This is a genomic window from Gardnerella washingtoni (genome assembly GCF_049262705.1).
Lineage (GTDB): Bacteria > Actinomycetota > Actinomycetes > Actinomycetales > Bifidobacteriaceae > Bifidobacterium > Bifidobacterium vaginale_D.
The window spans coordinates 1,459,226-1,485,793 of the sequence record NZ_CP058398.1 but is presented as its reverse complement, the minus strand read 5'-3'; the positions used below and the strand labels follow the sequence as shown (position 1 = coordinate 1,485,793).

Sequence of the window (26,568 nt, the reverse complement as noted above, 5' to 3'; positions counted from 1 at the left end):
TATAAACGTTTATCATGGTACTCTCATCAATATAGTAAAAAATATTTTTATTTCTTACTCTTATTCACCACTATGCGTAAATTCTTGAACTTCTTCATTCGATGAAGTTGCTTCACTTTCATCTATTTTATTCTCATTATCTTCAGTTTCTTCATTACGAGCAATAGAAATAATTTCATCACCCTTGTCTGGCTTAGCTAAAGTCACGCCTTGAGTAGTCCTGCCTGTACGCTTCACTTCATTAACATCAGAACGAATTACCTTACCGGACTTCATAATTGCCATAACTTGATCTGTTTCTTCAACAATCAAAGCACCCACTAAAGAACCACGTCCTTCTGCAAGTTGTACAGCTTTCACACCATAACCATTTCTTCCTTGCAAACGATACTCTTCAATAGCGGTACGCTTAGCAAAACCTTCGTTCGTCACGACAAGAAGATCTTTACTGGTTTCAGCGGCAACAACATCCATGTCGAGTAGTTCGTCGCCTTCTCTAAATCGCATGCCTTGAACGCCTGCAGTTTGACGTCCCATTGGTCGAAGCTGCTCATCATCAGCTCTAAACTTCAAACTCATTCCAAGCTTAGAAACGAGAATAATGTCATCTTCTGGATTGCATAAAGCTGCACCAATAAGCTCATCGACAGGTTCACCTGTTTCTTCATTAGCCATCAATCGTACTGCAATCAAACCACCTTGACGTGGAGAATCATACTCTTGTAATGCAGTTTTCTTAACTTTTCCAGAGCGTGTCGCCAAAACCAAATATTTAGCAACATCATAATTTGGAATTGATAACACTGCTTGTATTGTTTCTCCAGGAGCAAACTGAAGCAAATTAGCAACATGTTGACCTTTAGAATCGCGAGATCCTTCTGGAAGCTCATACGCTTTCAGACGATATACTCGACCACGATTAGTAAAGAACAACAACCAATTGTGTGTAGAAGTTAAGAAGAAGTGATCAACTACATCATCTTCACGCAATTTAGCGCCTTTAATGCCTTTACCACCACGATGCTGCGCACGATACTCATCTGCTTTCGTGCGCTTAATATAACCTGCGCGAGTTACGGTTACAACAACGTTTTCTTCAGCAATAAGATCTTCAACATTCATTTCACCAGAGAATGGAAGAATCTTCGTTCTACGTTCATCACCATACTTAGCAACAATTTCATCAAGCTCATCGCCAACAATTTTGCGCTGACGTTCTGGACTTGCCAAAATATCGTTATAGTCAGCAATCTTGCGCATCAAATCTTCATGCTCGTCGAGAATCTTCTGACGTTCTAAAGCTGCAAGTCTACGAAGCTGCATTGCAAGAATAGCATCGGCTTGTACTCCATCAACATCAAGCAAATTCATCAAACCAGTGCGAGCTGTTTCAACATCTTTAGATGAACGAATCAAAGCCACAACTTCATCAATCATATCCAAAGCCTTCAAATAGCCTTGCAAAATATGATCACGCTCTTCAGCTTCACGCTTTAAATAACGCGTACGACGATCAATAACTTCAAGCTGGTGATTTACCCAGTGACGAATAAACGCATCTAAACTCAAAGTACGTGGAACACCATCAACCAAAGCAAGCATATTTGCGCCAAAAGTTTGCTGCAATTGTGAATGCTTATACAAATTATTTAAAACAACTTTTGGAACAGCATCACGCTTAAGAACAAGAACCAAACGCTGACCAGTACGACCAGAAGTTTCGTCGCGCATATCTGCAATGCCTTGAATCTTGCCATCGCGCACAGCCTCCCTAATTGAAGCCGCTAAGCGATCAGGATTTACCTGGTATGGAAGCTCAGTAACAACCAAGCACATACGACCCTTAATTTCCTCAGTATTAACTACTGCTCGCATGGTAATCAAGCCGCGACCTGTACGGTATGCTTGCTCAATTCCCTTGTGACCCAAAATGGTTGCTCCAGTAGGGAAATCAGGTCCTTTAATTCGCTGAATTAAAGCTTCAAGTAGCTCTTCTTTGCTTGCATCCGGATGTTCCAAAGCCCAGTGCACACCATCAGCCACTTCACGCATATTATGAGGTGGAATATTAGTTGCCATACCAACAGCAATACCAGCAGAACCATTCACTAAAAGATTCGGGAATCTTGCTGGAAGAACTGTAGGCTCTTGCGTTTTACCATCATAATTTGGTAGGAAATCAACGGTATCTTTATCAATATCTCGTACCATTTCCATAGCCAAAGGTGCCATACGGCATTCTGTATAACGCATTGCTGCTGCAGGATCATCGCCAGGAGAACCAAAGTTACCTTGTCCATCAACAAGCATATAGCGCATAGACCAAGATTGAGCCATACGCACCAACGTGTCATAGATAGCAGAATCACCATGAGGGTGATACTTACCCATAACATCACCAACAACACGAGAGCACTTATTATATCCACGATCAGGCCTATAACCACCGTCATACATTGCATAAATAACGCGACGGTGAACAGGCTTCAAACCATCTCGAACATCCGGTAAAGCACGTTCAATAATAACGGATAATGCATAAGCCAAGTAAGATTCACGCATTTCCTGCTGCAAATCCATGTGCTTTACGCGAGCACCCTTCATTAAACCATAATCAGTATTATCTGATTCTTGAGGGCTTTGTGGTTCCATTGAACCATCTGGCAGTTGATCTCGTTCTTCGCCATCATTAGCGGCATTTATTTCGTCTACCACTGCAATTCCTTTGTATTCTTATAGCTTACTAACGTTTTATGTCTTCTAGTGTCATAGATATATCACTAACTTTTAAGCATCAATAAACCTTGCATCATGAGCATTTCTTTGAATAAAGAGTCTACGCGGCTCTACTTCATCGCCCATAAGCATGGAGAAGGTTTCATCAGCTCGAGCAGCATCTTCAATATGAATCTGCTTCAAAATACGGTGTTCAGGATCCATAGTGGTTTCCCACAATTCCTGATAGCTCATCTCACCCAAGCCCTTATATCGCTGAATACCTTCACCTTTAGGAAGTTGACGACCAGCAGCTTTACCTTCTGCTAAAACTCGATCACGCTCGGCATCTGTATAAACAAAGTCATGTGCTCCCTTACTCCACTTCAAACGATACAAAGGAGGCATAGCAACATAAACGTATCCTGCTGTAATCATAGGACGCATGTAGCGGAAGAATAGTGTTAAATTCAAAGTAGCAATATGAGCACCATCGACATCAGCATCAGCCATAATAATGACTTTGTGATAACGAACCTTGCTTAAATCGAAATCTTCACCATAACCGCCACCAACAGCAGTAATTAAGGATTCGATAGTTTCAGACTTCATCATTCTATCGATTGAAGCGCGTTCAGTATTCAAAATTTTACCGCGCAATGGCAAGATTGCTTGCGTAATAGGATCTCGACCTTGAATTGCTGAACCACCTGCAGAATCACCCTCGACGATGAATAATTCGCACTCTTCAGGATTACTAGATTGGCAATCCTTCAGCTTATCTGGCATACCAGCTGTTTCAAAAATAGATTTACGCCTAGTATTTTCACGAGCTTTCTTTGCTGCCAAACGTGCTCGAGAAGCTTCCATGGCTTTTTGAATAATGTTTTTAGCTTCACTAGGATGAGCATCAAACCAGTCACCAAGCTTTTCAGTCATAACTCTCTGAACAAAAGTTTTAGCTTCAGAATTACCAAGCTTTGTTTTTGTCTGACCTTCAAACTGTGGAGTTGTAAGTTTTACGGAAACAACCGCAGTTAAGCCTTCGCGAACGTCGTCACCGGAAAGATTAGTATCTTTTTCTTTTAAAATGTTCTTTTCACGAGCATAACGATTCACTAACGTAGTAAGTGCTGCTCGGAAGCCTTCTTCGTGAGTACCACCTTCAGTAGTTGAAATTGTATTAGCAAAAGTATGAACTGCTTCAGAATAAGCAACAGTCCACTGCATAGCAATTTCTGCAGAAATACCAATTTCAAGATCTTCAGCCTCAAAATCAATAACATCTGGCTCTACTGGAACAGCTTTACGAGACTTTACCAAGTAATCAACATAATCCTTAATACCATGTTCATACTGGTAACTTACACTTTGATGTTTCTTTTCATCAGTAGATTCAGTATCTCCAGCAACTTCATCACCAGCTTCATCTGGCTTACGTAAATCAGTTAAAGAGATTTTCAAACCTTTATTAAGAAATGCCATTTGCTGGAATCGAGATCGCAATGTTTCAAAATCATAAACAGTTGTTTCAAAAATTGCTGCATCTGGCCAGAAAGTTACGGAAGTACCAGTAGATTCACCATCTTCCATTGGCTTACCCTTTGCCAAAGGAGCAGTAGGATGCTGATCTACATAAGTTTGAGTCCAGTGGAATCCTTGACGGCGAACCTCAATTTCTACACGAGTAGAAAGAGCATTTACTACAGAAATACCAACACCGTGAAGACCACCAGAAACAGCGTAACCGCCGCCGCCAAACTTACCACCAGCGTGAAGCTTTGTCATAACTGTTTCAACACCAGAAACACCTTCACCTGGTACTTCATCGACTGGAATACCACGACCATCATCAACAACACGAATAGCATTATCTGGCAAAATAGTCACTTCAATGTGAGAAGCATAACCTGCCAACGCCTCATCAACGGAATTATCGACAATTTCGTAAACCAAGTGGTGCAAACCACGAGGACCAGTAGAACCAATGTACATGCCTGGTCTGATTCTAACTGCCTCTAAACCTTCTAGAACTCTAAGATCACTCGCATCATAATGTTCAGGAGCAAGCGAATCATCAAGTTGAGCATCATCAAGCTTATGCCCTTCGACGGCATCAGCCATCGAATTATCTTCCGCGTTTGTCACCGTAGATCCCTTCACAATTTACCTCATATTACAAGGCATTTATAAAGCCAACACATGCTAGAAAGCACATAAAAGGGTATTCTAGCGCTTTAACTACAATATACGACATTCTACACAGATAGTATGACCTCTGGCTAATAAGAGCCCTTTTTATTATTTTTATAAAATATGATAGGAATAAAGTTAAAAACGAGATAAAAATTATTTTTTCCAGCGACCTAAACCACCAGCAGTTGGACCAATAACTTTAATTTCTTGAATGTCAACATGAGCAAGATTTTCATTAATTTTTTTCTTTAATTGAGGTAATAAATAGGAAAGTTGAGTAGCCCATACTGCAGATTGCGCTCGAATAATAAGCACATTATTTACAACTTGACTTATTTCGCAATGTTGAGCAATACTTTCACCTACGACTTTACTCCATGAAGCACGTAATTTTGCTATAGAAAGCTGTTTATCCCACTTATTATTGGTAGCAAAAGTTTGTAATACCCCACATAACGCATTAGGATCTCTACCAGGTTTGCCGAAATTTTCCCAAGCTTTTTCAGCTCTTTTCATACGATTATCTTCACGTTCAGACTTAATAGAAAATGATTCAAAAATAATTGCTGGTAATTTACGCGTATCAAGTTTGAGCGTAACACTAATAGGTATCATGATTTATTCTCTTGCTGATAATGACGATGTTCTAATACTTCACCCAACATATTCTGGTGAGTTTGATCAATACTATTAGTATTTTTTTGTTGGATTAATATATCTTCGATATTTATTACATTGTTATTGTGAATTGTGACTTCATGAGGTATGTCATTAAGAGATGAAGTAGTAATAAAAACTTGATTTTGTTGAAGAGAAAAGTTCAATATTTGTTTACGACGTTGTTCATCAAGTTGAGCAAAAACATCATCAAGAATAATAATAGGATTTTCTCTATTATTCTCATTTTTTAAAGCTTCACACAGCGCCATTTTCGCTGCTATCGCAAGAGTCCAAGATTCTCCGTTTGAAGCAAAATCCTTAGCAGGCATATTATCAAGCATAAAACCTATATCATCGCGATGTGGTCCTATGAGATTGCACCCACGAGCTAATTCACCTTCATAAATACGCTGAAAATGTTCATTGAGAAGATTTATAATCCCATTATTTTCAGTACTTTTAACAAGCAGAATTTCTTCAAAGGAAGGAAAATATTGTAATTCTGCTACTGCTTTATTACTAGTAATATGAGTAACAAAATTCTTAAAATATTGATTAAGAATTTGCACAGTTTTTTGACGAACTTTTGTTAGTTTAATTCCAGTTTCAATGAATTTACCAGTCCAAATTTCTAATCCAGACAAAGAAATAGATTGATTATTATATGAAGAATCTCGAAGATTTCTTAATAATGCTGCACGCTGTTGAGCAACATGTTTAAATTCTTGTAAAAATTGCGCATAATTTGGAATTAAGAGAGATCCGGCTTGATCTATAAAAGTACGTCGAATTGATGGATCACCAATAATAAGTGATTGGTCGCGAGGAGTAAAAGAAACTACTGGTAAGGAACCAATAATATCCCTCATATATAACGATTTTCCAGCATTAATACGAGCCCTGTTAGCACTTTTTATTGAAAGAATAATTTCATATATAGTTTGTTGTGTGTCATCGTTTGTAGACAAGGAATTATGTGACTCATTAGTATCAGCTTGAATATGTACTTTATTATTATAATTATTACATATTTTGATTCGTATAACTGCTTTTTCATGTCCTCGAGCAATAAGAGGAACTGTTGAAGAAGTACGATGACTAAAACCAGTACTAGCTACTTCTAATGCTTCTATAATATTGGTTTTCCCTAATCCATTATTTCCGTAAATAATATTAATACCGGGTTTACAATCAAAAATAATATGATGCCAAGAACGAAACATATCAAGGGCAATTTGCGAAATGTACATTGCTTTATCACCCTTTCTTATTTTTAATAAGTTACTAAAAATTGCGGTATTACATTGCATAGAAAAATATAGCAAATATAATACCTACAGCAAATGTAATACCGCAAAATAATTAGTTATTAAAGCGCATTGGAACCAACAAGTAGCGATAATTCATAGATTCATCACCATCAGCTTCCTGTTGACCATTAAATTCGACAGGTTTTACTGCCGTTGACATCTTCATATGAACAAATGGTTCTGCAATGGCACCTAAACCTTCAAGTAAATAATTAGGATTAAAAGCAACAGTGATATCTTCACCATCCATATCTATGTCAAGTATCTCTTTTGCTTGTGATTCCTCAGCATTACCAGCACTTAAAATGAGCTCTTGATGAGTAAATATCATTCTAATAGGAGCATTTTTTTCAGCAACTAAAGCTACGCGTTTAATTGCATTAATAAGAGCCTGTCTATTGATTACTGCATGAATAGGATATTCATCAATAAAAAGTCTATCTATTGAAGGAAATTCTCCATCAATGAGTTGAGATGTGCTTGTCCTGCCAGAATTTTCAAAGCCTAATAATGATGGTTCTTCTTCGTTGAGATGAATAAGAACATTTTGATGATCATCAAGTGAATGTGCAATATCTCGTAGTAAAGAGCCACGTACTAAAGAGACTGCATGAATATCATCATGTTCGGGTGTCCATGTAAAAGTTGATCTTGATAAACGGAAGCGGTCTGTAGAAGTCATCGTAACAGTATCGTTATCAAATTGAATTTGGATACCCGTGAGAACTGGTCTATTTTCTTCTTTTGAAATAGATACTGAAGCTTGATTCACTGCTTGAATAAAAGTAGGTGCGTCAACTTGACCTAATTTTTGAGGTAGTGTAGGTAAATCTGGATATTCGCCTAACGGCATAAGTTGAAGAGTAAAGGTAGATTTTCCAGAAGTAATAGTTAATGTGTTATTTTCTGAACTTAAATAAGTTTTTTCTGCAGGTAAAGATTTAGTAATATCAGCCATTAATTTGCCTAATACTAGTATGCTTCCTTCTTCATCAATACCGGCTTCAATGTGATGACGACTAGAAACTTGATAGTTAAAAGCAGAAAGTTGCAAAGTACCATTTGTTGCATCAATTTTTAGGCCTGCAAGAATAGGGTTTGCAGGACGCATATCTATTACGCGTGTAGTCCATGCGACAGCATCAGCAAATGATGCAGAGTTAACTTCTACTTTCATACATCCTCGTTTCTATAAAAAATCTTTCTTTATTCTATCTTATAAGTAAGTCACATATGAAAGTTTTTCTTGCTATTGCGTAATTTGGATTGTTGTAACTGTTAATAAGTAAGTAGATAAGATAGTCGTACTAATAAGCAAGGTGAATATGTGGAAAAAACTGAAAAAAGCTCAAAAACACTGACTTATGAACAGAAGAAAAATGTGGATAAACTTTGAGGAGGCATGTGGATAAAATGCCAAGTTATCCACAACAAAAGCTATTTTGAAACTTATTAACATTTTAAGTTCTTTTATAAACGGGTTGTTAACATTTTGGAACGGCGTTTTCCACGGGTTATCCGCAGCTTTTACCCACATTTGTTATTAACTATGTGGATAACTTTGCGGAATTTTATAAACACTATCTGCACAAAAAGGTGGAAAATTAATTTTACTATTATCTTTCGGACGGATTTTGCTTCAAACGAACCGTCAATTCCATGACGTAATTATAGATTTCCTGCTTTTCCTGCATCTCACCACTTACACGTGTATAGGCATGCATAACTGTCGTGTGATCGCGTCCACCAAAAACTTCACCGATATCAACTAAACTCATACTCGTCATTTCACGAGCGAGATACATAGCAATTTGGCGTGCGAGTGCCACATTTTTTGTACGCTGACGACCTACAAGCTCATCAAATGTCATGTGGAAATACTGCGCAACTTGACTGATAATATCAGTCGGTCGAACTTCAATATCTGTAGCAAAGAAATCTTGTAAAGCTTGCTCTGCAAGAGCTTTACTCACAGGCTGATTACTTAAAGACGCAACAGCTGTAACACGTGTAAGAGCACCTTCAAGTTCGCGAATATTTTCCGTAAATCTCTCAGCAATTAAATCAAGCACATCACTAGGAACATTGCAATGATTCATCGAGGCCATCATTCTTAGAATTGCAATACGTGTTTCTAAATCCGGTGGCTTAATATCAACAGTAAGACCTGATTCAAATCGAGAAATGAGACGTGCTTCAAAGCCTTTAAGGTTTTTTGGCGCAACATCAGAAGCAATAACTATACGTTTATTTGCTTGATATAAAGAATTAAATGTATGGAAGAATTGCTCAAGCGTAGCTTCCTTTCCACCCAAGAACTGAATATCGTCAATGAGTAGAACATCAACTTCTCGATAACGCCTATTAAAAGCAGCAATCTGACCTTGACTTTGATTTGGCGTTTGCAATGCTTCAATAAATTCGTTAGTAAATTCCTCACTCGTAACATAACGAACTTTAAGAGAAGCATCCTTCACTAAAGCATAATTACCAATAGCATTGAGTAGATGTGTTTTACCAAGACCAGATCCGCCATAAATACATAATGGGTTAAAATCACGCCCAGATCCTTCAGCAACTGCTAATGCAACAGTTCTAGCGAAGCGATTAGAATCTCCAGGAACAAACGTATCAAAAGTTGCAGAAGCATTCAAATGCGTAACAGCATCGCGTTGGGAGATAACAGGTATTTTTTGCTGTGAAGATAACACAGATGATGAAGACATGTGAGTTTGTTGTAATGTGGAAACTCCAGTGACATGATCAAAGTCCGGTTGTGAAGGAGAAGAAATTGCCGGATCTTTTTGTTTTACTGTCTTTTTGTCTGCAAATGGTACTGAAGATGAGTTTGAAGATAAAGTATTACCAGAATCTTGTCGTGACGTGTTGTCAGCAGAAGGAATAGAGCCAGTTGTTGATGCAACGGTCGCACGATCAGTGCGTTGTACCTGTGGGGATGCCGGGGTTGAAGAATTTTGTACAGGCTTTTTTTGATGTTCAGACTGTGGAACAATCCTAAAAGCAGGAAACATATCTTTGCCAGTGCAAATTTTTAAGGCAGTGAGCAATGGTGCATTAAGCTCATTTTGTAGTGCTTGTTGCGTTTCTGCATTTGATACGCACAAAACAATAGTTGTACCAAAAATTGCTTCTGGCTGAACGCCTTCAAACCAGCCTTTGTCACGTGCAGTTAAAAGGGCGTTATGCTGTAAAACAGTAAGCGTATTAGACCAAACCAAAGCAGCTTGCGATGTCGTGTCGCCTAAAGTATCAGCCATTTCACCCCCAACCTTTATTAGAGTGCATGAATGGGATTACATTAACCCGTGTTTCATGCGTGTAAGTGCGTAAATAAGTATCAGTAAGATATGTTTACTCCAACCCTACGAAGTTATCCACAGTCTAGCGTGTTGAAATTACTTAATTGTGAATAACATGTGTGTAATTTGTGGATAAGTATAAAGCATAATTTTGGCTATTTTCCAACGTTTTAATCAAATTTAAAATGTAATAGAAATGTGAAGAATTTATTTTTTGTTAGGTTGATTACACATTACTAGATGCACTCATAAAAGGTGGAGTTTTGACTCTTGGTGAGGGGTAAGAGTATTTTAGTAGAGCTTGACTCATACGGGGCCACGCTTTTGCGTGGCTGAATACAGGAGCATTAGTTATGAAGAGGACATTCCAGCCGAATAACCGTCGTCGTCACATGAAGCACGGCTTCCGCGTTCGTATGCGTACGCGTGCTGGTCGTGCAGTAATCAATCGTCGTCGTGCCAAGGGCCGTAAGTCGTTATCTGCCTGAGTTAAGGTAGCGTCGTCAGGTATGGAAAGGCTGAAAAGCCACCGTGATTTTGTTGCGGTTCTCAAAAAACGGCGCAAAGTGAGTTCGCGGGATATCGTCGCGCATTATGTTATGCGTGACGATATGTCCGTATGTTACTCACCTAACGAAGACAGAAATGCAAGTCTAGGATGTATTGCCACGGGTTTTGGAAATAACAATCCCGCGGCTCTTTGTGATACCTACGTGCACTCTCAAAAATCTGAGGATGCCAAGAGGCTAGGTCTTGCTGTATCTAAATCAGTGGGGAAGGCTGTAGTTCGCAATAAAGTGAAACGACGTTTGCGAGTAATTGCCAGAGAATGTGAATCTTTATTGCCGGTAGGATGTGATGTTATATTACGAGCAAAACCTACTGCAGCTCAATCCTCATTTGATTCCTTGTATCAGCAAATTGAAAAGCTATTTGGCAAAATTAGTGTGGTTTTGCAGTCTGCACGAGGTTGTGAATTGCATGAAGATAATCAATAAGTTAGTGCTTATCGCTACTTATCTCTTGAAAGTGTGGTACTTATTTTTATGCATAATAAAAAAAGTTTTAGTACTACAGTTGTGATTCGTGCCATTCAATGGTATCAGCGTACTATTTCTGCCCAAAGACCAGCTTGTTGCCGTTATTATCCTACTTGTTCTCGTTATGCTATCGAGGCAATTTCCCGATATGGAACGATAAAAGGCGGTATTCTTGCAGTGCTGCGTCTTCTTCGCTGCAGACCATGGACCAGCTGCAGTATTGATGATGTGCCACGTAAATATTCGATTTTTTATAGGTACACTTGGTCTAAAGCACATGAAGAGCCACGGTTAACTCCCTTGGCTGAAGAAGACAAGGAAAACTAATGTTTAATCAAAATGAGTTTTTACTTGATAAAGGATTTTTGGGATGGTTTTATAAAATCCTAACGCCGGTTGAGTGGCTGATGACTCAAGTTATGCACTTATTCCATAACTTCTTAACTATGCTAGGAATGAATGAGATTGGCTTTTCGTGGGTTTTGTCAATTGTTTTCTTGGTGTTAGTTGTGCATGCATGCATTTTCCCGGCATTCATCAAAAGCATTAAGGGCATGCGTCAAATGCAAGCTATTGCTCCTAAGGTTAGAAAAATCCAACAAAAGTATAAAGGCAAAACTGATGCTGCTAGTAAAGAAGCTATGCAGCGTGAAATGATGAAACTGTACCAGGATAATAATGCTAATCCTGCTGGTTCGTGCTTACCTATGATGATTCAAGGTCCAGCCTTTATGAGTATTTGGTATACGCTTTCAGTTATTCCATTTATTGCTAGAGGCAAGCATGCTTCTCTTGGTGCTTTTGATGTTGCTACAGCACAGCAGTTCGTTAAGACGCATGTATTTGGTGTTGGTGTAGCAGATACTTTTATGACGGTTCAAATAACTGGGAAAGTCACAATTGTAATCTTTGTTGTACTCATGTGTGCAGCAATGTGGTACATGCAGTTTAATAATATTCGTAAGAACCTGCCTCCTGAAGCTAAACAGGGTAGTCAATATACAATGCAGAAGCTGATGATGTGGGGCTTCCCACTGATTTATGTATTCTCTGCATTTGCTATGCCATTTGCAATGTTAGTGTACTGGTTAGTGAACAATATCGTTAATATGTTGCGTTCTATTTGGCAAGTTTATGCATTCCCAACTCCAGGTTCTCCAGCTGCTGAGGAAAAAACAAAACGAGATTACCAAAAGGAAACAGCACGTCGTCAACGCGAGGGTTTACCTTCTATTGAAGAAGAAAAGCTTCAAGAAGCTCGTGAGGAAGCCGAACGTAGAGAAGCAGAAGGATTCCAGCGTAAGCAGCCTCAACGCAAGCGTAAAGTATCGAAAAAGTAATAATAGAGTATGTTGAGCGCTTAATAGAGTTCATAAAATAACTCTTAAAAAATTATTTATTTGGCTTTATTATCCGCTAAACTAGACTTCAGAATTTTGCAACGTGAGTTTTTAAATCACGATAAGGAGTAAGTAATGGTACAGGATGAGAAGAGGACAGTTGATCAGCTCAACGAAGAAGCTGATATTGCTGCGGATTATTTGGAAGGACTGCTTGATATTGCCGATTATGAGGGTGATATTGAGATGGGTGTACGTAATAATCGACCAATGATTCAAATTGTTGCTGATGATGATACTGATATCAAGCATTTGATTGGTCGCGAAGGTGAAGTAGTTGATGCTTTGCAACAGTTAAGCCGTCTTGCTATTCAGCAGAAAACTGGTGACCGTTCGCATTTAATCGTTGATGTTGATGGTTTCTTAAAGCGTAAGCGTCAGCATTTGCGTGATATTGCATTAGATGCAGTTGATGAAGTGCGTGAAACCGGTGAACCTGTGGATTTGAAACCGATGAATTCGTTTGAGCGCAAGGTGATACACGATACGGTGCGTGATGAGGGATTACGGTCACGTTCACATGGAGAGGAGCCTCATCGGTATGTGACAGTGTATCTTCCAGCTCATATGAGTGATGAAGTTGATGACGATGTTCTTGATGATGAGGAATATGTGGAAGAATAAGAAATCTTAGCATTTTGAATTCCTTGAATTACAAGAACAAGCAAAATAGGTAAAAGTAACATGATTGAACAATAATGTTTGATTGTGTTACTTTTATTGCTTTTTATGAGATATTAAAAATTGTGTAATATTGGAAACTATTGCAAAATACTAGAAGGCAAATACGGAGAATGATGGAAGATATTGAATCTGCTCACGATGCTCAAGTTAGTCAGAGTATTAGTATTCAAGCAGAAGAGAACTCTCAGGGTATAGTTGATGAGCTTGATGGTTCTTCGCTGTTAGCTGAAATTTTAGGTGAAGCATTGTCTCAATGTGTGTTGTTTCACGTGAAACTGCAAAAAGAAGGTTTATTGCGAGGTCTGGTTGGACCACGAGATATGGGGATTTTGTGGGAACGTCACATATTAAATTCTGCGGCTGTTGTGCCTTTTATTCGTGCAGCTGTAGAAAAAAGTAAGCAAAAAAGAGTTGCTGATGTAGGCAGTGGCGGAGGTTTTCCAGGGTTAGTTGTAGCAGCTTGTTTGCCTGATTATGATGTTACTCTCATCGAACCAATGGAGCGTCGAGTTGATTGGTTGCGCGAGTGTGTTGCGCTTATGGGTTTAAATAATGTTACTATCTTTCATGGTAGATCAGATGAAGTTATTGAAAAAATTAAATCACATACTATTCCACCTTTTGACGTAGTAACATGCAGAGCTGTAGCTCCTATGACAAAATTGGCTGGATGGACGATTCCTTTGTTAAAGACTCATGGAAGTTTGATTGCTTTAAAGGGAAAATCTGCCCAAACAGAAGTAGAAAAAGCTGCAAAGATGATTCGTAAAGCTGGCGGCATAAATCCTCGTATTCTTGAAGCACAGGTTGCGCCTGGCTTACAGCCGACTACTGTCGTAATCGTCGACAAAGCTTAATTTTAAAGTTTTGTAACTTATGTGTTAGCTTGTCAATATGTTTCATGTTTCACATGAAACATGAAACAATTTTGCACTTTTTATGTCCATAGAAACAAGGAAACTTGAAGCACAGAATTCTTTTTGCATCTTCATCATTATGTGTGGGGGGTGATATGTTGTGGAGTCAGCTGCAGAAACCATTCAACGTATTTTTGGAGATTCAAAGTCGTCGCTAGGTATTGAATTAGCAGATTTGACGTCCCGTTTTCATGCTCTTGAGCAAGCAACGTATCCTAAACCAGAAAAGACGCGTTTTATTGCAGTTGCCAATCAAAAAGGTGGTGTTGGTAAAACGAGTTCCGCCGTTAATCTTGCTGCAGCCATGGCAATCAGTGGTTCACGTGTACTTGTTATTGACATGGATCCGCAAGGTAATGCTTCTACAGCTTTTAACGTGCCACATGCTTCTGGAGATTCCTCTGTATATGATGTTATTGAAGGGCGAAAAAGTATAGCGGAAGTAAAATGTGCGTGCCCAGATATTAACGGTCTTGATGTAGTTCCAGCATCTATAGATTTGAGTGGTGCTGAATTGGAACTTGCTGATATAGATAATCGCAATAATCTTTTGAAGGATGCTATAGAGTCATATCTTGATAATTGCGCTGACCATTACGACTATGTTTTTATTGATTGCCCTCCTTCTTTGGGCTTGCTAGTAATTAATGCTATGTGCGCAGCGCAAGAGATGCTTATTCCAATCCAAGCTGAATATTATGCACTAGAGGGATTAGGGCAACTTATACGAACCATTGGGCTGGTTCAGGAGCATTACAATCCAATTTTGGTTGTTTCAACCATGCTAGTGACAATGTTTGATAAGCGCACTCTATTAGGACGAGAAGTTTTTCAGGAAGTTAAGAATCATTATCCTAATATCGTATTAGAAACTACCATTCCTCGTACTGTGAAAATACCTGAAGCTCCTAGCTTTAATCAAAGTGTTATTACCTATGATCCACGTGGCGCTGGCGCTATATCATACCGCGAAGCTGCGTTAGAAATAGCGAAACGTTCAAAAACTGTATTGTCAGTTATTGCTGCAAAGAAAGATGCTAATCAGCAGAAATAACAAGGGGAGAATGAATGATGAGTGGAAATAAATCTCGTTTAGGAAAAGGCTTGGGCGCCCTATTTCCAGCCTTACCAGGCGAAGACACTCTTGTTGATTCAGTGCCGAATTTACAAGAGAATGTTTCACATGAAACAGTACAACAAAAAAGTGAGAACAATGTTTCACATGAAACAGTACAACAAGATTTTGTTAACTTGAATCATGTTTCACATGAAACAAAAGTGCCTAGCATGCTTAATTCAATTGCTCCTCATGCTGATAAAAAACATGAAGATGAGGTTGGTGATGTTTCACGTGAAAACAAATTGTTAGCGCAGTCTAATAAACATGCTCGAAAGCGTTCTACAATGCCATCTCTTGATGATGTTGCACGTCCGATGGATTTCTTTTTTGGTGACTCTGCTTCAACAGCTTTCACATCAAGGATAAAAAAAGAAAGCAAAAAAGATGAAATTGTCACTGAACAATCCGCATCTACAGCAACAGAGGAAACTGTAGAAAATCAATCTTTGCAACCAATTAAAGGTGGTTATTTAGATCATCTTAAGCCGCTTGATATTAAACCTAATGCTCATCAGCCTCGTACCATTTTTGACGAAGATGAGTTGCGGGAACTTGCTTCTTCAATCAAAGAAGTTGGCGTATTACAGCCTATAGTTGTAAGACCAATTGAAGATGCCGATAAGAGTGACAAGCAAATTGCACACTATGAGCTTATTATGGGAGAACGTAGGTGGCGTGCTTCACAGATTGCTGGATTAGATACTGTGCCAGCAATTGTGCGCACGACTTCTGATGAAAATATGTTACGTGATGCGTTACTCGAAAATCTTCATCGCGTGGCATTGAATCCTCTGGAAGAAGCTGCTGCATATTCGCAAATGATTGATGATTTCGGTTTAACACAGATACAGCTTTCACAATCTGTATCGAAATCTCGTCCACAAATTGCAAATACCCTGCGACTCTTAAATCTTCCAGCTAGCGTGCAGAAGCATGTAGCATCTGGTGTGCTATCTGCAGGTCACGCTCGTGCTTTGCTTGGTTTAGAAACTCCAGAAGAGATGGAAGATTTAGCTAATCGAATTATTTCTGAAGGTTTGTCTGTCCGAAGTACTGAAGAAATTGTTTCCATTAAAACAGAGCATTCACCTAATGGTATAACTCGTACTCGTAATCGTCGTAATAATAAATGGGCAGGTTCGCCAATTCGTAAACAATTGGAGGAACATTTTGCAACCAAAGTTGCTATTAAAGGCACAGAGAATCATGGTCGCATTGAGATTGTATTTTCTTCTCCCGAAGAAATGCAGCGTATAGTTGATTTATTGGTAGTAAAGCAACAGCAATAAGTTTAGAAGTTTGTATGTGTGAATACTTGTTGATTCATAAAGCTTAGCAATTGTGTTTTGTTGGCAGTGAAGTCAACCGTGTGTATGTGTATAAGAGCGCTGTGAATCTATGAGTGTTATGTTCAAAATATGCAAACTCAATTTTGAGTACATTTCGAGTGATTACTAAAAAGGAAAATAGTAATGAGAAGTACGATGCTGAAATTTACTTAAACTCCCAGAACAACTACTTGAAATATGAGTCAAAGTTTATAGAAGACACGCAAAAGTATCGCTGACAAACGTACCAATAACGCAACAAACTAGCCATATTAAACTGTTCAATAGACTGTAAATGATTGTATTCTCAAGTTTTGGAGTTTTCCTCAACCGAATAGGGGAGTATTATTTTCAATAGTAGTTATGCTGCTTGTCATGTTGTATTTGCAGGTTGGGTGACTATTTTTGTGCAAAATTCATATGCTACGCATCGAAAGAGAGGAAATGCTAATGAATAAAAAGTGGTGCGCTGCTATGGTTGCAGTAGCAACATTAGCCGGAGGAATGGCGCTTGCTGGTCCTGCATATGCTGATGAGCCGCAGTATTCTCCTGAATCTTGGCTTGCTGCTGAAAACTTAAACGCAGAGAATAAAAAACTGTATTTACAGGCTATTCATGCTGCTCATGAAAAAGCTGAAGAAACCGGCAAAGTTCAAGCTATATTTTATCGAAATGATCATAATATAGAAATTCCAAAAGGTTATACCGTTGTTCACGGTGATAATAACGCAGGCACATTCTACATTGCACCTGTTAATGTCGTTAACAATGCTTGGACTGTGGATGAAGCCAATCCTACTGAAACTTTTGCGTTAAGCGACGAATTTATAAAATCGTTAAGTACTTATCCAGAAGATGTCAATTCGGGTTTCGCTGCTGTAATTTCTGGTGGCACACCTCGCAAGTCTCCATTATTTGTCATTCCAACCAAAGGCGATTTTTGTGCAGGACTGACGGGAACTCCTTACGCTAATTGTTCCACGTGGCGCGACGGAAGTGATGTTGATATCAACAAAGTATCCGTCAGCAAGATTGGAAAGTATTCTGCAAACGTAGATGTCGAATACAATGTGCGCTCAGATAATTCGGTAAAAGATCTGAAGGTGTTATCGTACTGGTACAAGAATATGGAACCTACTGGATTTGCTGTTGACGTAGATTGGTCATTTTTCCCGTTAAATGCCGAAGAAAAGGCTTATGTTACGAACATTCGCATGGATGAAGTTCCATATGAAAAAGGCACTCTGAAAAAATACGCAATTTCTGAAGATAATGCAAAAGAGGCTGCTCAGGAAGAGGCTACTACAGAAGATGCTGTTGAGCGTTCTTATTGCTTCGAGGGTACTGCTGTTAAGGAAAATTTGCAGGCCAACGTTGGCAAGAACAATACTACGGTGACCTTTGCTGAGTTACTTCCAGGTGCCGTATATGGTAATACGACTAAGCAGGTGTTGCCTTTCTACGCTCAGTTTGGCCCTATGTCTACTGTAGAATCTCCTGACGGTAAAGTGATAAGTGACGATATTTCTCGAACTCAGACGAGTGTTAACAATCTGTTGACTAACAGAGTGCCTGAGGATTCGCTTATTCCACAGGCCGGTGCTAAGGGCTTTACCGTGTGGCTTGAATGGCGCGATAAAAATGGTTTGTTAAGGCATTCCCAAGAGAAGTTAGTTCCTTCGTTTAAGACACTTCCAGATGGTGGGCATTTTTATGATAATTATCCGAAGGGTAATCCTGATGAAGGTGTAGTCGTTGAAGATGTTCAAGAGCCTGAAGTTACGCCAACTGGTGAGAGTGGTGAGTTGCCTGATTTTGAGGATGCTGCTGACAGTTTAGACGGTTTTGGCGATTTGGGTGACCTCGATGGCCTTGGTGAATTAGATGATCTTGGTGACCTCGATGACCTAGGCGATTTGGGCGACCTCGATGATGTTGATTTGGGTGACCTCGATGCTTCTGCTGACTTAGGTGATGTCGACATAGAAACTATGGATGTAGATTCTAGCGCTGAGCCAGTTGCTGAGCCAGTTGCAGATTCTGCTGCTATGTAAATGCGGATTGAGCGCGGTACTATCAGCTGGCTCATAGTTAGTTGATAATTTTAAAAGTTAATATTGTAGTATTTCGGCTGGGCAAGTTGTGTGTGAGAGTGCAGGGTAAGGCATAGGATGCTCCTCTGTTTCACGTGGAACAGGTCCAGCCGATTGCTATATATGCTTAAATGCTCAATGGTAGTGAATGAGTGTAAAACTTTTCAAATATGGTATGAGATTTACTGACGGTTTGCATTTACTTGAGTAAGTTTTAAGCATCCTTTTCATTGAGATAAGCTTGGGCGTCAAGAGCTGCTCGGCACCCCATGCCAGCTGCAGAAATAGCTTGACGATATACATTATCAACTACATCGCCGCATGCAAACACGCCCTTAATAGATGTGCGCGTTGAAGCACCTTCTACTGCGATAGTACCATCTTCATTGAGAGCTAGTGCATTTCCTAAGAATTTCGTTGCTGGAGTATGGCCAATTGCTACAAACAAGCCAGCTGACTCAACTTCTTGAGTTTCTCCCGTCATGACATTGCGAACGGTAAGTGACGTAGCTTCTGTATCATTTCCGTGAACTTCTTCTACAACACTATTAAGTATGAACTTAATTTTTTCATTTTCTTTCGCACGATCAACCATAATTTTTGAAGCGCGAAATTCGCTACGTCTATGAATTAAAGTAACAGAAGATCCAAAGCGTGTAAGGAATTGTGCTTCTTCAAAAGCAGAATCTCCGCCGCCCACAACAGTAATTGGCTTTCCTCGGAAGAAGAACCCATCGCATGTTGCACAATACGATACGCCTCGTCCGGAATACTCCTGTTCGCCAGGAACGTCTAATTTACGCACCTGTGAGCCCGTAGAAACGATAACAGCTTCAGCTTCGTAAGTTACACCATCATCTACAGTTACGCGCTTTATAGGGCTGCTAAAGTCTACGGAAGTGACATCGTTGAGAAGAATCTCTGCTCCGAACTTCTCTGCTTGTTGTTGCATGCTTTCCATAAGATCAGGACCTAGAACACCATTTGGAAAACCTGGGTAATTTTCCACCTCAGTGGTATTCATAAGTTGACCTCCAGGGGTAAGTGCGCCAGCAATAATAAGCGGCTTATATCCGGCACGACCTAAGTAAATTGCTGCAGTGTATCCTGCAGGGCCTGAACCAATAATAATTACTTTACGAATATCATTTTTCATGCGAGTATTATCCTTTTGTAATATTTTTTAAAATAATAGTTTATTGTTGCGGAACGGAAGTTAAGAAACCAACAATGATGAAGCTACTGCTAACTATAAAGCAGTACATAATTTTTATGCATTACTATGTAATAGCTAGCAGTATTATCGCCAATAATCAATACAGTTTTACGGAATTAATGTAGAGACTATTCTTAGGCATACTATCTTTTGGAACCCACAACATAAAATCTTGTGACTTCACAATCTTCGTAAGTTTCACGTCTGTGGTTCCACTCTCATCAAACGTAAATTCTGCAACTTGTGTGCCCTTGGTTGGATCGTTTTTGGTATTCGCCAATAAATAAGCATGTCCACCAGAAGTACGGATTGAGATAACAAAACGGTATACTGCTTGTGGCTCAGTCAGATGAATATAATATCCATAACCAGGCTGTTGAGCAGGGAAACTAAGGAATTGATACCGGTCTGCCTGATATGCAACAGTGTTTGTAGGAACTTTAGGCTTTGGTACAGCACGAACTTGTTTGCGACCTATATGTTTTTTGGCAGGCTGCTTTTCTTGCGGTAAAATGCCTTGACTGCCAAACGGCACATTCTCAAGATTAGTGCTGTCCCATGAACCATTATTACCAAAGTTGTCTGCGCTTTCATGTGTGCCGAATAAACCGTGTAATGCTAGAGCTAATCCGGCAATAAGAAGCAAAGAAACTGCGCCAATCGCAATTACTTTAGTCGACAAACCCCACCAAATCTTAGCGTCTGCAATAGTGCCATTATTGCTCTGATTATTCTGCTTTTGCTTATGTAGGGCTGCAGCTTGTTCGATAGGTTGGAAACTTGGTGGCAAAGACGGCGTATTGTTCACTGGCTGATCTTCACTCTGTCTGCTGTTGATTTCGTCGCGGAGTGCTCGAGCTGATTCTTCGCCCGGCGCAATAAACCTCCCGTGGGTATCTACAACTGGAACGCGACCGGTAGACTCGCCTTCAGAAATCAAATTCTTTGGTCGAGTCATCAACTCAGTATGCTGCGTATTTTCTGCAAGCAAATTCTCAAAATCAAAACTGCCAATTACGCTTGCTTTGTTTGTAGCATTTTTTATTTCTTTATTCTGTTTATTAACAGTTTGTTCAAAAACATTACGTGACGTAGCAGAATCAGGAAAATGCTTATATGATGCCGATAATGTTGGGAAAATAACATCGTCGGTATCAAGCTCAGTAGGAGCTAAAATATTAGCCATTTCTGCTGCTGCAATATCATGAAAATCTATGTCCGTGCTAGTGTTGCCATCATCATTAAGGCTGTCGGCATCGCTATTCTGTGCATCTGCACGAGCATTGCCATGCTTTAATAACGATCCGAGTGTCCTTCCGGCATTTTTAAAACCCTTGCCGAATTTTGTAGATTTGTTACTTTCGCGAGCAAGTGTATTGAGCGATGATGCTGAAGACAGATTATTAACATTTTGTTCAGCGCGTTGCAGAAGTTGCTCATTAAATTGCTCTTCAGTTTGTGTAAAATCTTCTGGCAATGGAAGTATTTCGCTATCTTCTGCACTCTTTAGATGGACATTACTAATAGAAGCAACACTAGTTTTACCATTAAACTCAATATCCTGTTGAGTAAGCTGAGACAACGGTGTATAAGATCCTAACAATGCCATTAATTCTGCAATAGAAGCCATAGGAACGATGTTGCTATTCTCATGAGCAGCCAGGCTTCTTGTACAAATCATTCGGAACTCGGAAGGCGTATTATCTGGCAGCAGTGAGGCATCAAAATGAGCTTGCACGCGTGACGACGTTCTTGTAAGAAGAGTGTACAGTAATGATGCAAGTTGACGTGTGGCAGTATGTTCTATGCTTTGTTTTGCGATAGGATGATTATCGTCTCGCAGTTGCGTTATATCTTCTAGAAGAGGACTTACTGGGGTGTCTGCAAGCTCAATTCCAGACGAGCTGATGCGAACTGTATCGCTAGAAACAGCGTGATGAGTAATATTATTTGCGAGCAATTTACTGAGCGCTTGTGCGGTTTCTGCAACGATTGTTCGTATAGCTTCATAGCTTAATGGAGCATCTTTGCGAGCTAAATAATCATTAATAGTAACACCGCGATCAAGCGCTGTAATAATAATCGCCACAGCGTCATGATGTTGTAATTGCAGCACTTGTGTAAAACGACGATTGTGTGATAAGGCCAAAGTAGAAGCGATAGCATTTACTTCTGGCAAGAAATGCGAATTTCGTACGATAAAAAGCTGACAATCTTGCGTAAGTATATGGTCATTAGCCTGCCAAACTTGCAAGCCTGCTTCATTGCGCAGAAGCGATACTAAAACGTATCGATTCAGTACAATATCTCCCAACCGAGGTTCCATGTGTTCCTCATCTTCCTACGCATACACAATATATTAATAATATTTTTTACTACCATCTCATTGTACTGATGAAACGTCATGTTATGTACAGTAATTTTGTTGATATTGTAATAATTTCCAAAATCATCACAGATTATCATAAGAAAATATGAATACTAGTTATTAAAATTCCTCATTTCATCATTGATGGGACTGCGTATGAGACTGAACTCTGCGCGCAACGGTGTGTTTTTCTTGATGTTGTTGCGATTGTTGATGCTCGGTATCGTTAAAAACTTTGGCAAGTGGTGCAAGGGCAGGAATTTTTTGCGCAAGTTTACTGATTATTGGACGAGATAAATCTATAAGTTCATTAGCTTTGAGCAACAAAAGTATTGCGAGGTAAATTAAGGCAATAAGAATAGTCATTATTGCGCAGATGAGAATAGCGTTCATCCAACGTAATACACCATGCAAATTTGGTGCATTAAGATTGAAAGCGTGTAATAATGGTTCGCGCACTACAAAACCAATTGCAATAGATACTACAGATGCAACAACAATTTTTATATGAGATATTACGAGTCTACGATCATCTAGATTATGTTCAAAACGATTACGTAGCATATGAACTAATGATGGAAAAGTAAGAATGTAGCTTATCGATACTGCAGCTCCTAAAGCTGTAACCCAGTAAGTAGGTGGCAAAAAATTAATGCAAGAAACAAAAATGATAAGTTCAGTAAAAAGTTGAGCGAAAGCAAAAATGAACGGACTTTTACCATCTTCAAATGCAAAAAATGTTCGTTGAATAATTAAATAGCTACTAGTAAGAGGCAAGCCAAATGCCAACATCATTAATGGTGCTGCCATAAGATTAGCTTCTTGCATGCTGATTGAAGGAATCAGAGCCAGTGAAATAGGCGTTGGAATAACAATAAAGACAACGGTAAAGAAGCACATAATTAAACTTACGTGGCGAAGAGCTTCACTCAAATCATTACGTGCGATATGCAAATCGTGCGCAGCAATAGCTCGCGAAATTTTAGGGAAAATAGCAGTTGCTACCGATACTGCGACCAATGAGTATGGTAGCAAGAACATGGTGTAAGCGTTTTGATAAGTAGCATTGCCAGCTACTTCAAATTGATTTAAACCTAAACGTTGTTCTGCAATAAATGGAACGCTAGTAGTGATATGTGTAGTAATCATTACAACAATTTGCGTAACAATCACAATACCCATACTCCATGCGGCAACAGGACCCATAGAACGTAGACCGATATCTCGTATTCCCCAGCTTGGATGATATTGGATGCCGCTTTTCATCAGTGGCCAAAAGAGTACTAAAGCTTGCGCGGCAACGCCAAAAGTCCAGAAACCAGCGGTGAGTAGTAAAGTAGAGCCATTCCAGAAACTGAGTGGTGCTTGATTTACTTTTCCAAAAAGTAGAATGAAAACACCAAAACCGCAGCAACTAATAATATTAGCTGCAACTGAACTCCACGCGTACATTGCGAAACGACCTTTAGCGGCAAGTATCTGACCAAGAACCGTGTACAATCCATAGAAAAAGATTTGTGGCATACACCATAAGGTAAAAGCACAGGTGAGAGTCTGCATTTCGGCATTTCCGCCGGCATAGAGCATAGTGAGTAAAGGTGTTGCTACAGACATAAGAATAGTAACACCAAGAAGTAGAACGATAGCAAAAGTAATAAGCTTATTGAGGCGTTCTTCCGCATTTTTCTTCTCTAGTGTACGCACAATTTGCGGCACTAACACAGCATTAAAAATACCACCAGAAACAAGCGTATAGATGAGCTGTGGAATCATGGATCCAGCTTGATATGCGTTTGCAGCTAAGCCCGTTGTTCCAAGAGCTGCAGCTAGCAAAATAGTGCGTATTTGACCAGTAATGCGTGATGCTGCTGTTCCGCTAGCCATAATAACAGAATTGCGACCTACTGAACTCATTCGTCTGGATCCTTCTTACGGTGGAATTGCCTCCAAAGACCAAGTGCACCAAGCATGAAGGCAAATATTATGATAATCGTACCGCTTTTATCGCTAATTTGCAGTGTGCTAGTAATGAGTGTGCGTTGCTGTTGTGAAAATATGCGATGTTGTCTATCTTCCAGTACAAAAGTGGCTTGAGTGTGAATTGAAGTCGTAATGCGCAGCGGTAAAGTAACTTGGGTTTCGCTATTTGCTGGAATATTTACCAAAGTTTTACGGCGTGTAACGATTTCCATAGCATGCGTATCGGCGGATAAATATACTCGCACAGGGTAAGGGTGTGCATTGCTAATGGTAACTGGCATACTGGCAGTTTCGCTTACTGCTGTGATTCCGCGTGGTGGAATAATACGGATTTTGTTAAGTAGTGCGCTGGTGAAATATTGGGCGGTATCGTTACGTAAATCTGATTTGTTGAATTGTTTATTTTGGGTATTGCTTTTCTTAAGTGTTATTGTATGAGACTGTACCGTCGTATTATTAGCTAGCTCGTGGAATGCGATATCGTCATAGAGCTGTAGTACATGCTCCCCCCAAGTTTTTGCGTTCATAGTTTTCTTTGTTTTTGCCGTTTGTTTAGCAAGTGCTTGGGCATCGCCTTCAGTGTTGTGTGATTGATTAGCAGCATTGTAATCAAGAATATGTTTGGTAAGTCGTATAACGTCTTGTCGACGATGAGCTAAATTCTTGAGAGTGGTACGTCTTAAAGAGGCTGATTTTGCGGATATGCCGCTACTGTGAGGAATAGCGCGCATAATGCTATTTTGTTTCCAATAAGGCAATGTGTTTTGTTCAAGGCGTGCCATGGTATTGAGGCTGCTGAGTGAAAGCCATGGCGATTGTTCTAATGCGTTCATAACAGCATCGATACTGGATACAGACGTGTTATTGGAAAAAGTGATAAGAATATTGCGGCTGATATACGGCTGTTCCATTTGATAAAACGCGCTTTGTGCTATGAGACGATTAATGCGCCCAGCTTGAGTGCGTTCGCTTACAGCATGAGTGCTAGTAGGTTTACCATTTGCCAGTGTGGTAAGCACTAATTGTGGTGCTAGTACGCGTACGTTTCCAGCAGGAGTATTAATATCGTAAACTCCATTACTAACGGCAAATTGTGATGCGCTGGCGTCAAATTCATTCGTTGCAATAACAGTGTTGTATCCGTTACGTTTTGCTTGCATTAGAGCTGCAAGTGTCCAGTTGCCATGAGTTTGCCATGCGTAGGATTGTGGAAAAGTATGAGTAGTTTCGTTAGGGTGCTGCGTTTTATGTAGGTTAGAGGAATTTTTTGCAGTTGGATTAGTTTGATTGAATAGTGAACTACGAGCTGACCAATCTGCTTTATCAATGCCTGCAAAACGGTAGATACTATCATTGTAGTCGTCTGCATATGCGCTAATGTCGAATCCATTTCGTTGCATGTAGGCGCTTGGTGACATTAGTGAATGTGCTGCTTGCAATGTGTTTGCATCTGCAATAGTTTGCAACTTTGTATGTTTGCTAATTAAATCAGCTTTTTCAAGAATACGTTGGACGTCATTTTTATGAGCCTGTAATGTTGCGTCAGCGTGAAAATTAGGTTGTACGGTGCCATCTTTTACGATTCGCTGTGTTGCTGCCAGTATTGGCATAACAGCAGTAAGATTCATTGCCGGTGAAGATGTTGCGTGCATTCCGGCATTCGATCGTGTTAAAAAAGAATATATTGATTTATAGCGTGAATAATCTTGTGAAAAATACGTAATTTTCAGCGGCTTAGGACCCCAATGCCAAATAGATTGTAGTTCTTGTTTATTCGATGGTATGTCAAAGCGGATTGTGGTAGTACTACCAGCAGGTAATTTCGTGATTTTTGCAGATCCTAAAATTTGTGGTGTAGGTATAAGTGATTCACCCTGCGCCCAATTTTGCACATCAGTACGAGATACAAAAGTGTAGCTGGAATTAATAGCAAGCTGTACTGTGCCTTCTGGCAGGGGTACCGTATTTGCTTTTAATGTTGCAGTAAGATGATACCCACTTTTGTCAGTTACAACGGGCGTGGCTTGCACTATGCTGAGCTCAATGTTTCTACTATGTGGATTGGTATCTAAGAATTGTTTATTATTGACTTTCGAGTTATTGGTATTTTTTGAATCTGCAGGCGTAGTTTCTGCGTACGCTGTGCGCACTAAGCCGTAGTATGGAATATTTCGTATGCCAATCGTAGCAATCGCCAATGTGAGCACTATAAGAGAAGCT

The 26,568-nt window shown here is 39.6% G+C and carries 19 protein-coding genes; 9 read left to right on the top strand and 10 right to left on the bottom strand.

Translation table 11 applies throughout. The annotated features are described in order from the left end of the window. Positions 1-60: 60 nt before the first annotated feature. The 6 genes from gyrA to dnaA all read right to left on the bottom strand — a co-directional run bounded on the left by gyrA (position 61) and on the right by dnaA (position 10,159). Complete coding sequence (gene gyrA / locus HXT28_RS05860; RefSeq protein WP_064346727.1) at positions 61-2,715, bottom strand: DNA gyrase subunit A; 2,655 nt, start codon at positions 2,713-2,715, stop codon at positions 61-63. A 72-nt stretch (positions 2,716-2,787) separates the two neighbouring features. Next, complete coding sequence (gene gyrB, locus HXT28_RS05855; protein ID WP_422113708.1) at positions 2,788-4,863, bottom strand: DNA topoisomerase (ATP-hydrolyzing) subunit B; 2,076 nt, start codon at positions 4,861-4,863, stop codon at positions 2,788-2,790. Positions 4,864-5,064: 201 nt separating this feature from the next. After that, positions 5,065-5,526, bottom strand: a complete 462-nt coding sequence (locus tag HXT28_RS05850) for a DUF721 domain-containing protein (protein ID WP_016637576.1) — start codon at positions 5,524-5,526, stop codon at positions 5,065-5,067. Beyond that, positions 5,523-6,821, bottom strand: a complete 1,299-nt coding sequence (gene recF / locus HXT28_RS05845) for a DNA replication/repair protein RecF (RefSeq protein ID WP_422113372.1) — start codon at positions 6,819-6,821, stop codon at positions 5,523-5,525. Before recF ends, HXT28_RS05850 begins: the two co-directional genes overlap by 4 nt. 112 nt (positions 6,822-6,933) lie before the next feature. Further along, positions 6,934-8,058 (bottom strand): DNA polymerase III subunit beta, encoded by a 1,125-nt coding sequence (gene dnaN, locus HXT28_RS05840; protein ID WP_016637574.1) that lies wholly within the window; start codon positions 8,056-8,058, stop codon positions 6,934-6,936. A gap of 439 nt (positions 8,059-8,497) precedes the next feature. Then, on the bottom strand, positions 8,498-10,159 hold the full coding sequence (dnaA, locus tag HXT28_RS05835) for a chromosomal replication initiator protein DnaA (RefSeq protein WP_422113371.1): 1,662 nt from the start codon (positions 10,157-10,159) through the stop codon (positions 8,498-8,500). A gap of 395 nt (positions 10,160-10,554) precedes the next feature. Between dnaA and rpmH the strand changes: the two genes are divergently transcribed. The 9 genes from rpmH (at position 10,555) to HXT28_RS05790 (ending at position 18,745) form a co-directional block, all read left to right on the top strand. Continuing rightward, positions 10,555-10,689, top strand: a complete 135-nt coding sequence (gene rpmH / locus HXT28_RS05830; RefSeq protein ID WP_004106067.1) for a 50S ribosomal protein L34 — start codon at positions 10,555-10,557, stop codon at positions 10,687-10,689. 21 nt (positions 10,690-10,710) lie between these two features. Then, positions 10,711-11,199 carry a ribonuclease P protein component gene (gene rnpA / locus HXT28_RS05825; protein ID WP_422113370.1) on the top strand — a complete coding sequence of 163 codons (489 nt, stop codon included), beginning with the start codon at positions 10,711-10,713 and terminating at the stop codon, positions 11,197-11,199. Between the two features lie 48 nt (positions 11,200-11,247). Further along, positions 11,248-11,568 carry a membrane protein insertion efficiency factor YidD gene (gene yidD / locus HXT28_RS05820; protein WP_016637571.1) on the top strand — a complete coding sequence of 107 codons (321 nt, stop codon included), beginning with the start codon at positions 11,248-11,250 and terminating at the stop codon, positions 11,566-11,568. Continuing rightward, positions 11,568-12,581 (top strand): membrane protein insertase YidC, encoded by a 1,014-nt coding sequence (gene yidC / locus HXT28_RS05815; protein ID WP_422113369.1) that lies wholly within the window; start codon positions 11,568-11,570, stop codon positions 12,579-12,581. The genes yidD and yidC overlap by 1 nt, the downstream gene beginning before the upstream one ends. A gap of 135 nt (positions 12,582-12,716) precedes the next feature. Then, entirely contained in the window at positions 12,717-13,265 is a 549-nt protein-coding gene (locus HXT28_RS05810; protein ID WP_422113368.1) for a protein jag, read from the top strand. A gap of 170 nt (positions 13,266-13,435) precedes the next feature. Next, a complete protein-coding gene (gene rsmG / locus HXT28_RS05805) occupies positions 13,436-14,182 on the top strand; it encodes a 16S rRNA (guanine(527)-N(7))-methyltransferase RsmG (RefSeq protein WP_064346733.1) in 747 nt (248 codons plus the stop codon). A 160-nt stretch (positions 14,183-14,342) separates the two neighbouring features. Continuing rightward, positions 14,343-15,296 carry a ParA family protein gene (locus tag HXT28_RS05800; protein WP_016637567.1) on the top strand — a complete coding sequence of 318 codons (954 nt, stop codon included), beginning with the start codon at positions 14,343-14,345 and terminating at the stop codon, positions 15,294-15,296. A gap of 17 nt (positions 15,297-15,313) precedes the next feature. Continuing rightward, a complete protein-coding gene (locus HXT28_RS05795) occupies positions 15,314-16,651 on the top strand; it encodes a ParB/RepB/Spo0J family partition protein (RefSeq protein WP_422113707.1) in 1,338 nt (445 codons plus the stop codon). 483 nt (positions 16,652-17,134) lie between these two features. Further along, the gene (locus tag HXT28_RS05790; protein WP_422113367.1) at positions 17,135-18,745 is read left to right on the top strand and encodes a hypothetical protein; all 1,611 of its coding nucleotides are present in this window, start codon (positions 17,135-17,137) and stop codon (positions 18,743-18,745) included. Positions 18,746-18,998: 253 nt separating this feature from the next. Here HXT28_RS05790 and trxB read toward each other — a convergent pair whose 3' ends face one another. From trxB to HXT28_RS05770, 4 genes are all read right to left on the bottom strand, one after another. After that, on the bottom strand, positions 18,999-19,940 hold the full coding sequence (gene trxB, locus HXT28_RS05785; RefSeq protein ID WP_064346737.1) for a thioredoxin-disulfide reductase: 942 nt from the start codon (positions 19,938-19,940) through the stop codon (positions 18,999-19,001). A 157-nt stretch (positions 19,941-20,097) separates the two neighbouring features. Continuing rightward, a complete protein-coding gene (locus HXT28_RS05780; protein WP_064346740.1) occupies positions 20,098-22,326 on the bottom strand; it encodes a hypothetical protein in 2,229 nt (742 codons plus the stop codon). A 180-nt stretch (positions 22,327-22,506) separates the two neighbouring features. Beyond that, positions 22,507-24,282: a murein biosynthesis integral membrane protein MurJ gene (gene murJ, locus HXT28_RS05775; RefSeq protein WP_016637561.1), complete on the bottom strand. Its 1,776-nt coding sequence runs from the start codon at positions 24,280-24,282 to the stop codon at positions 22,507-22,509. Beyond that, complete coding sequence (locus tag HXT28_RS05770) at positions 24,279-26,555, bottom strand: DUF6049 family protein (RefSeq protein ID WP_081091139.1); 2,277 nt, start codon at positions 26,553-26,555, stop codon at positions 24,279-24,281. Before HXT28_RS05770 ends, murJ begins: the two co-directional genes overlap by 4 nt. Between the last annotated feature and the right edge of the window lie 13 nt (positions 26,556-26,568).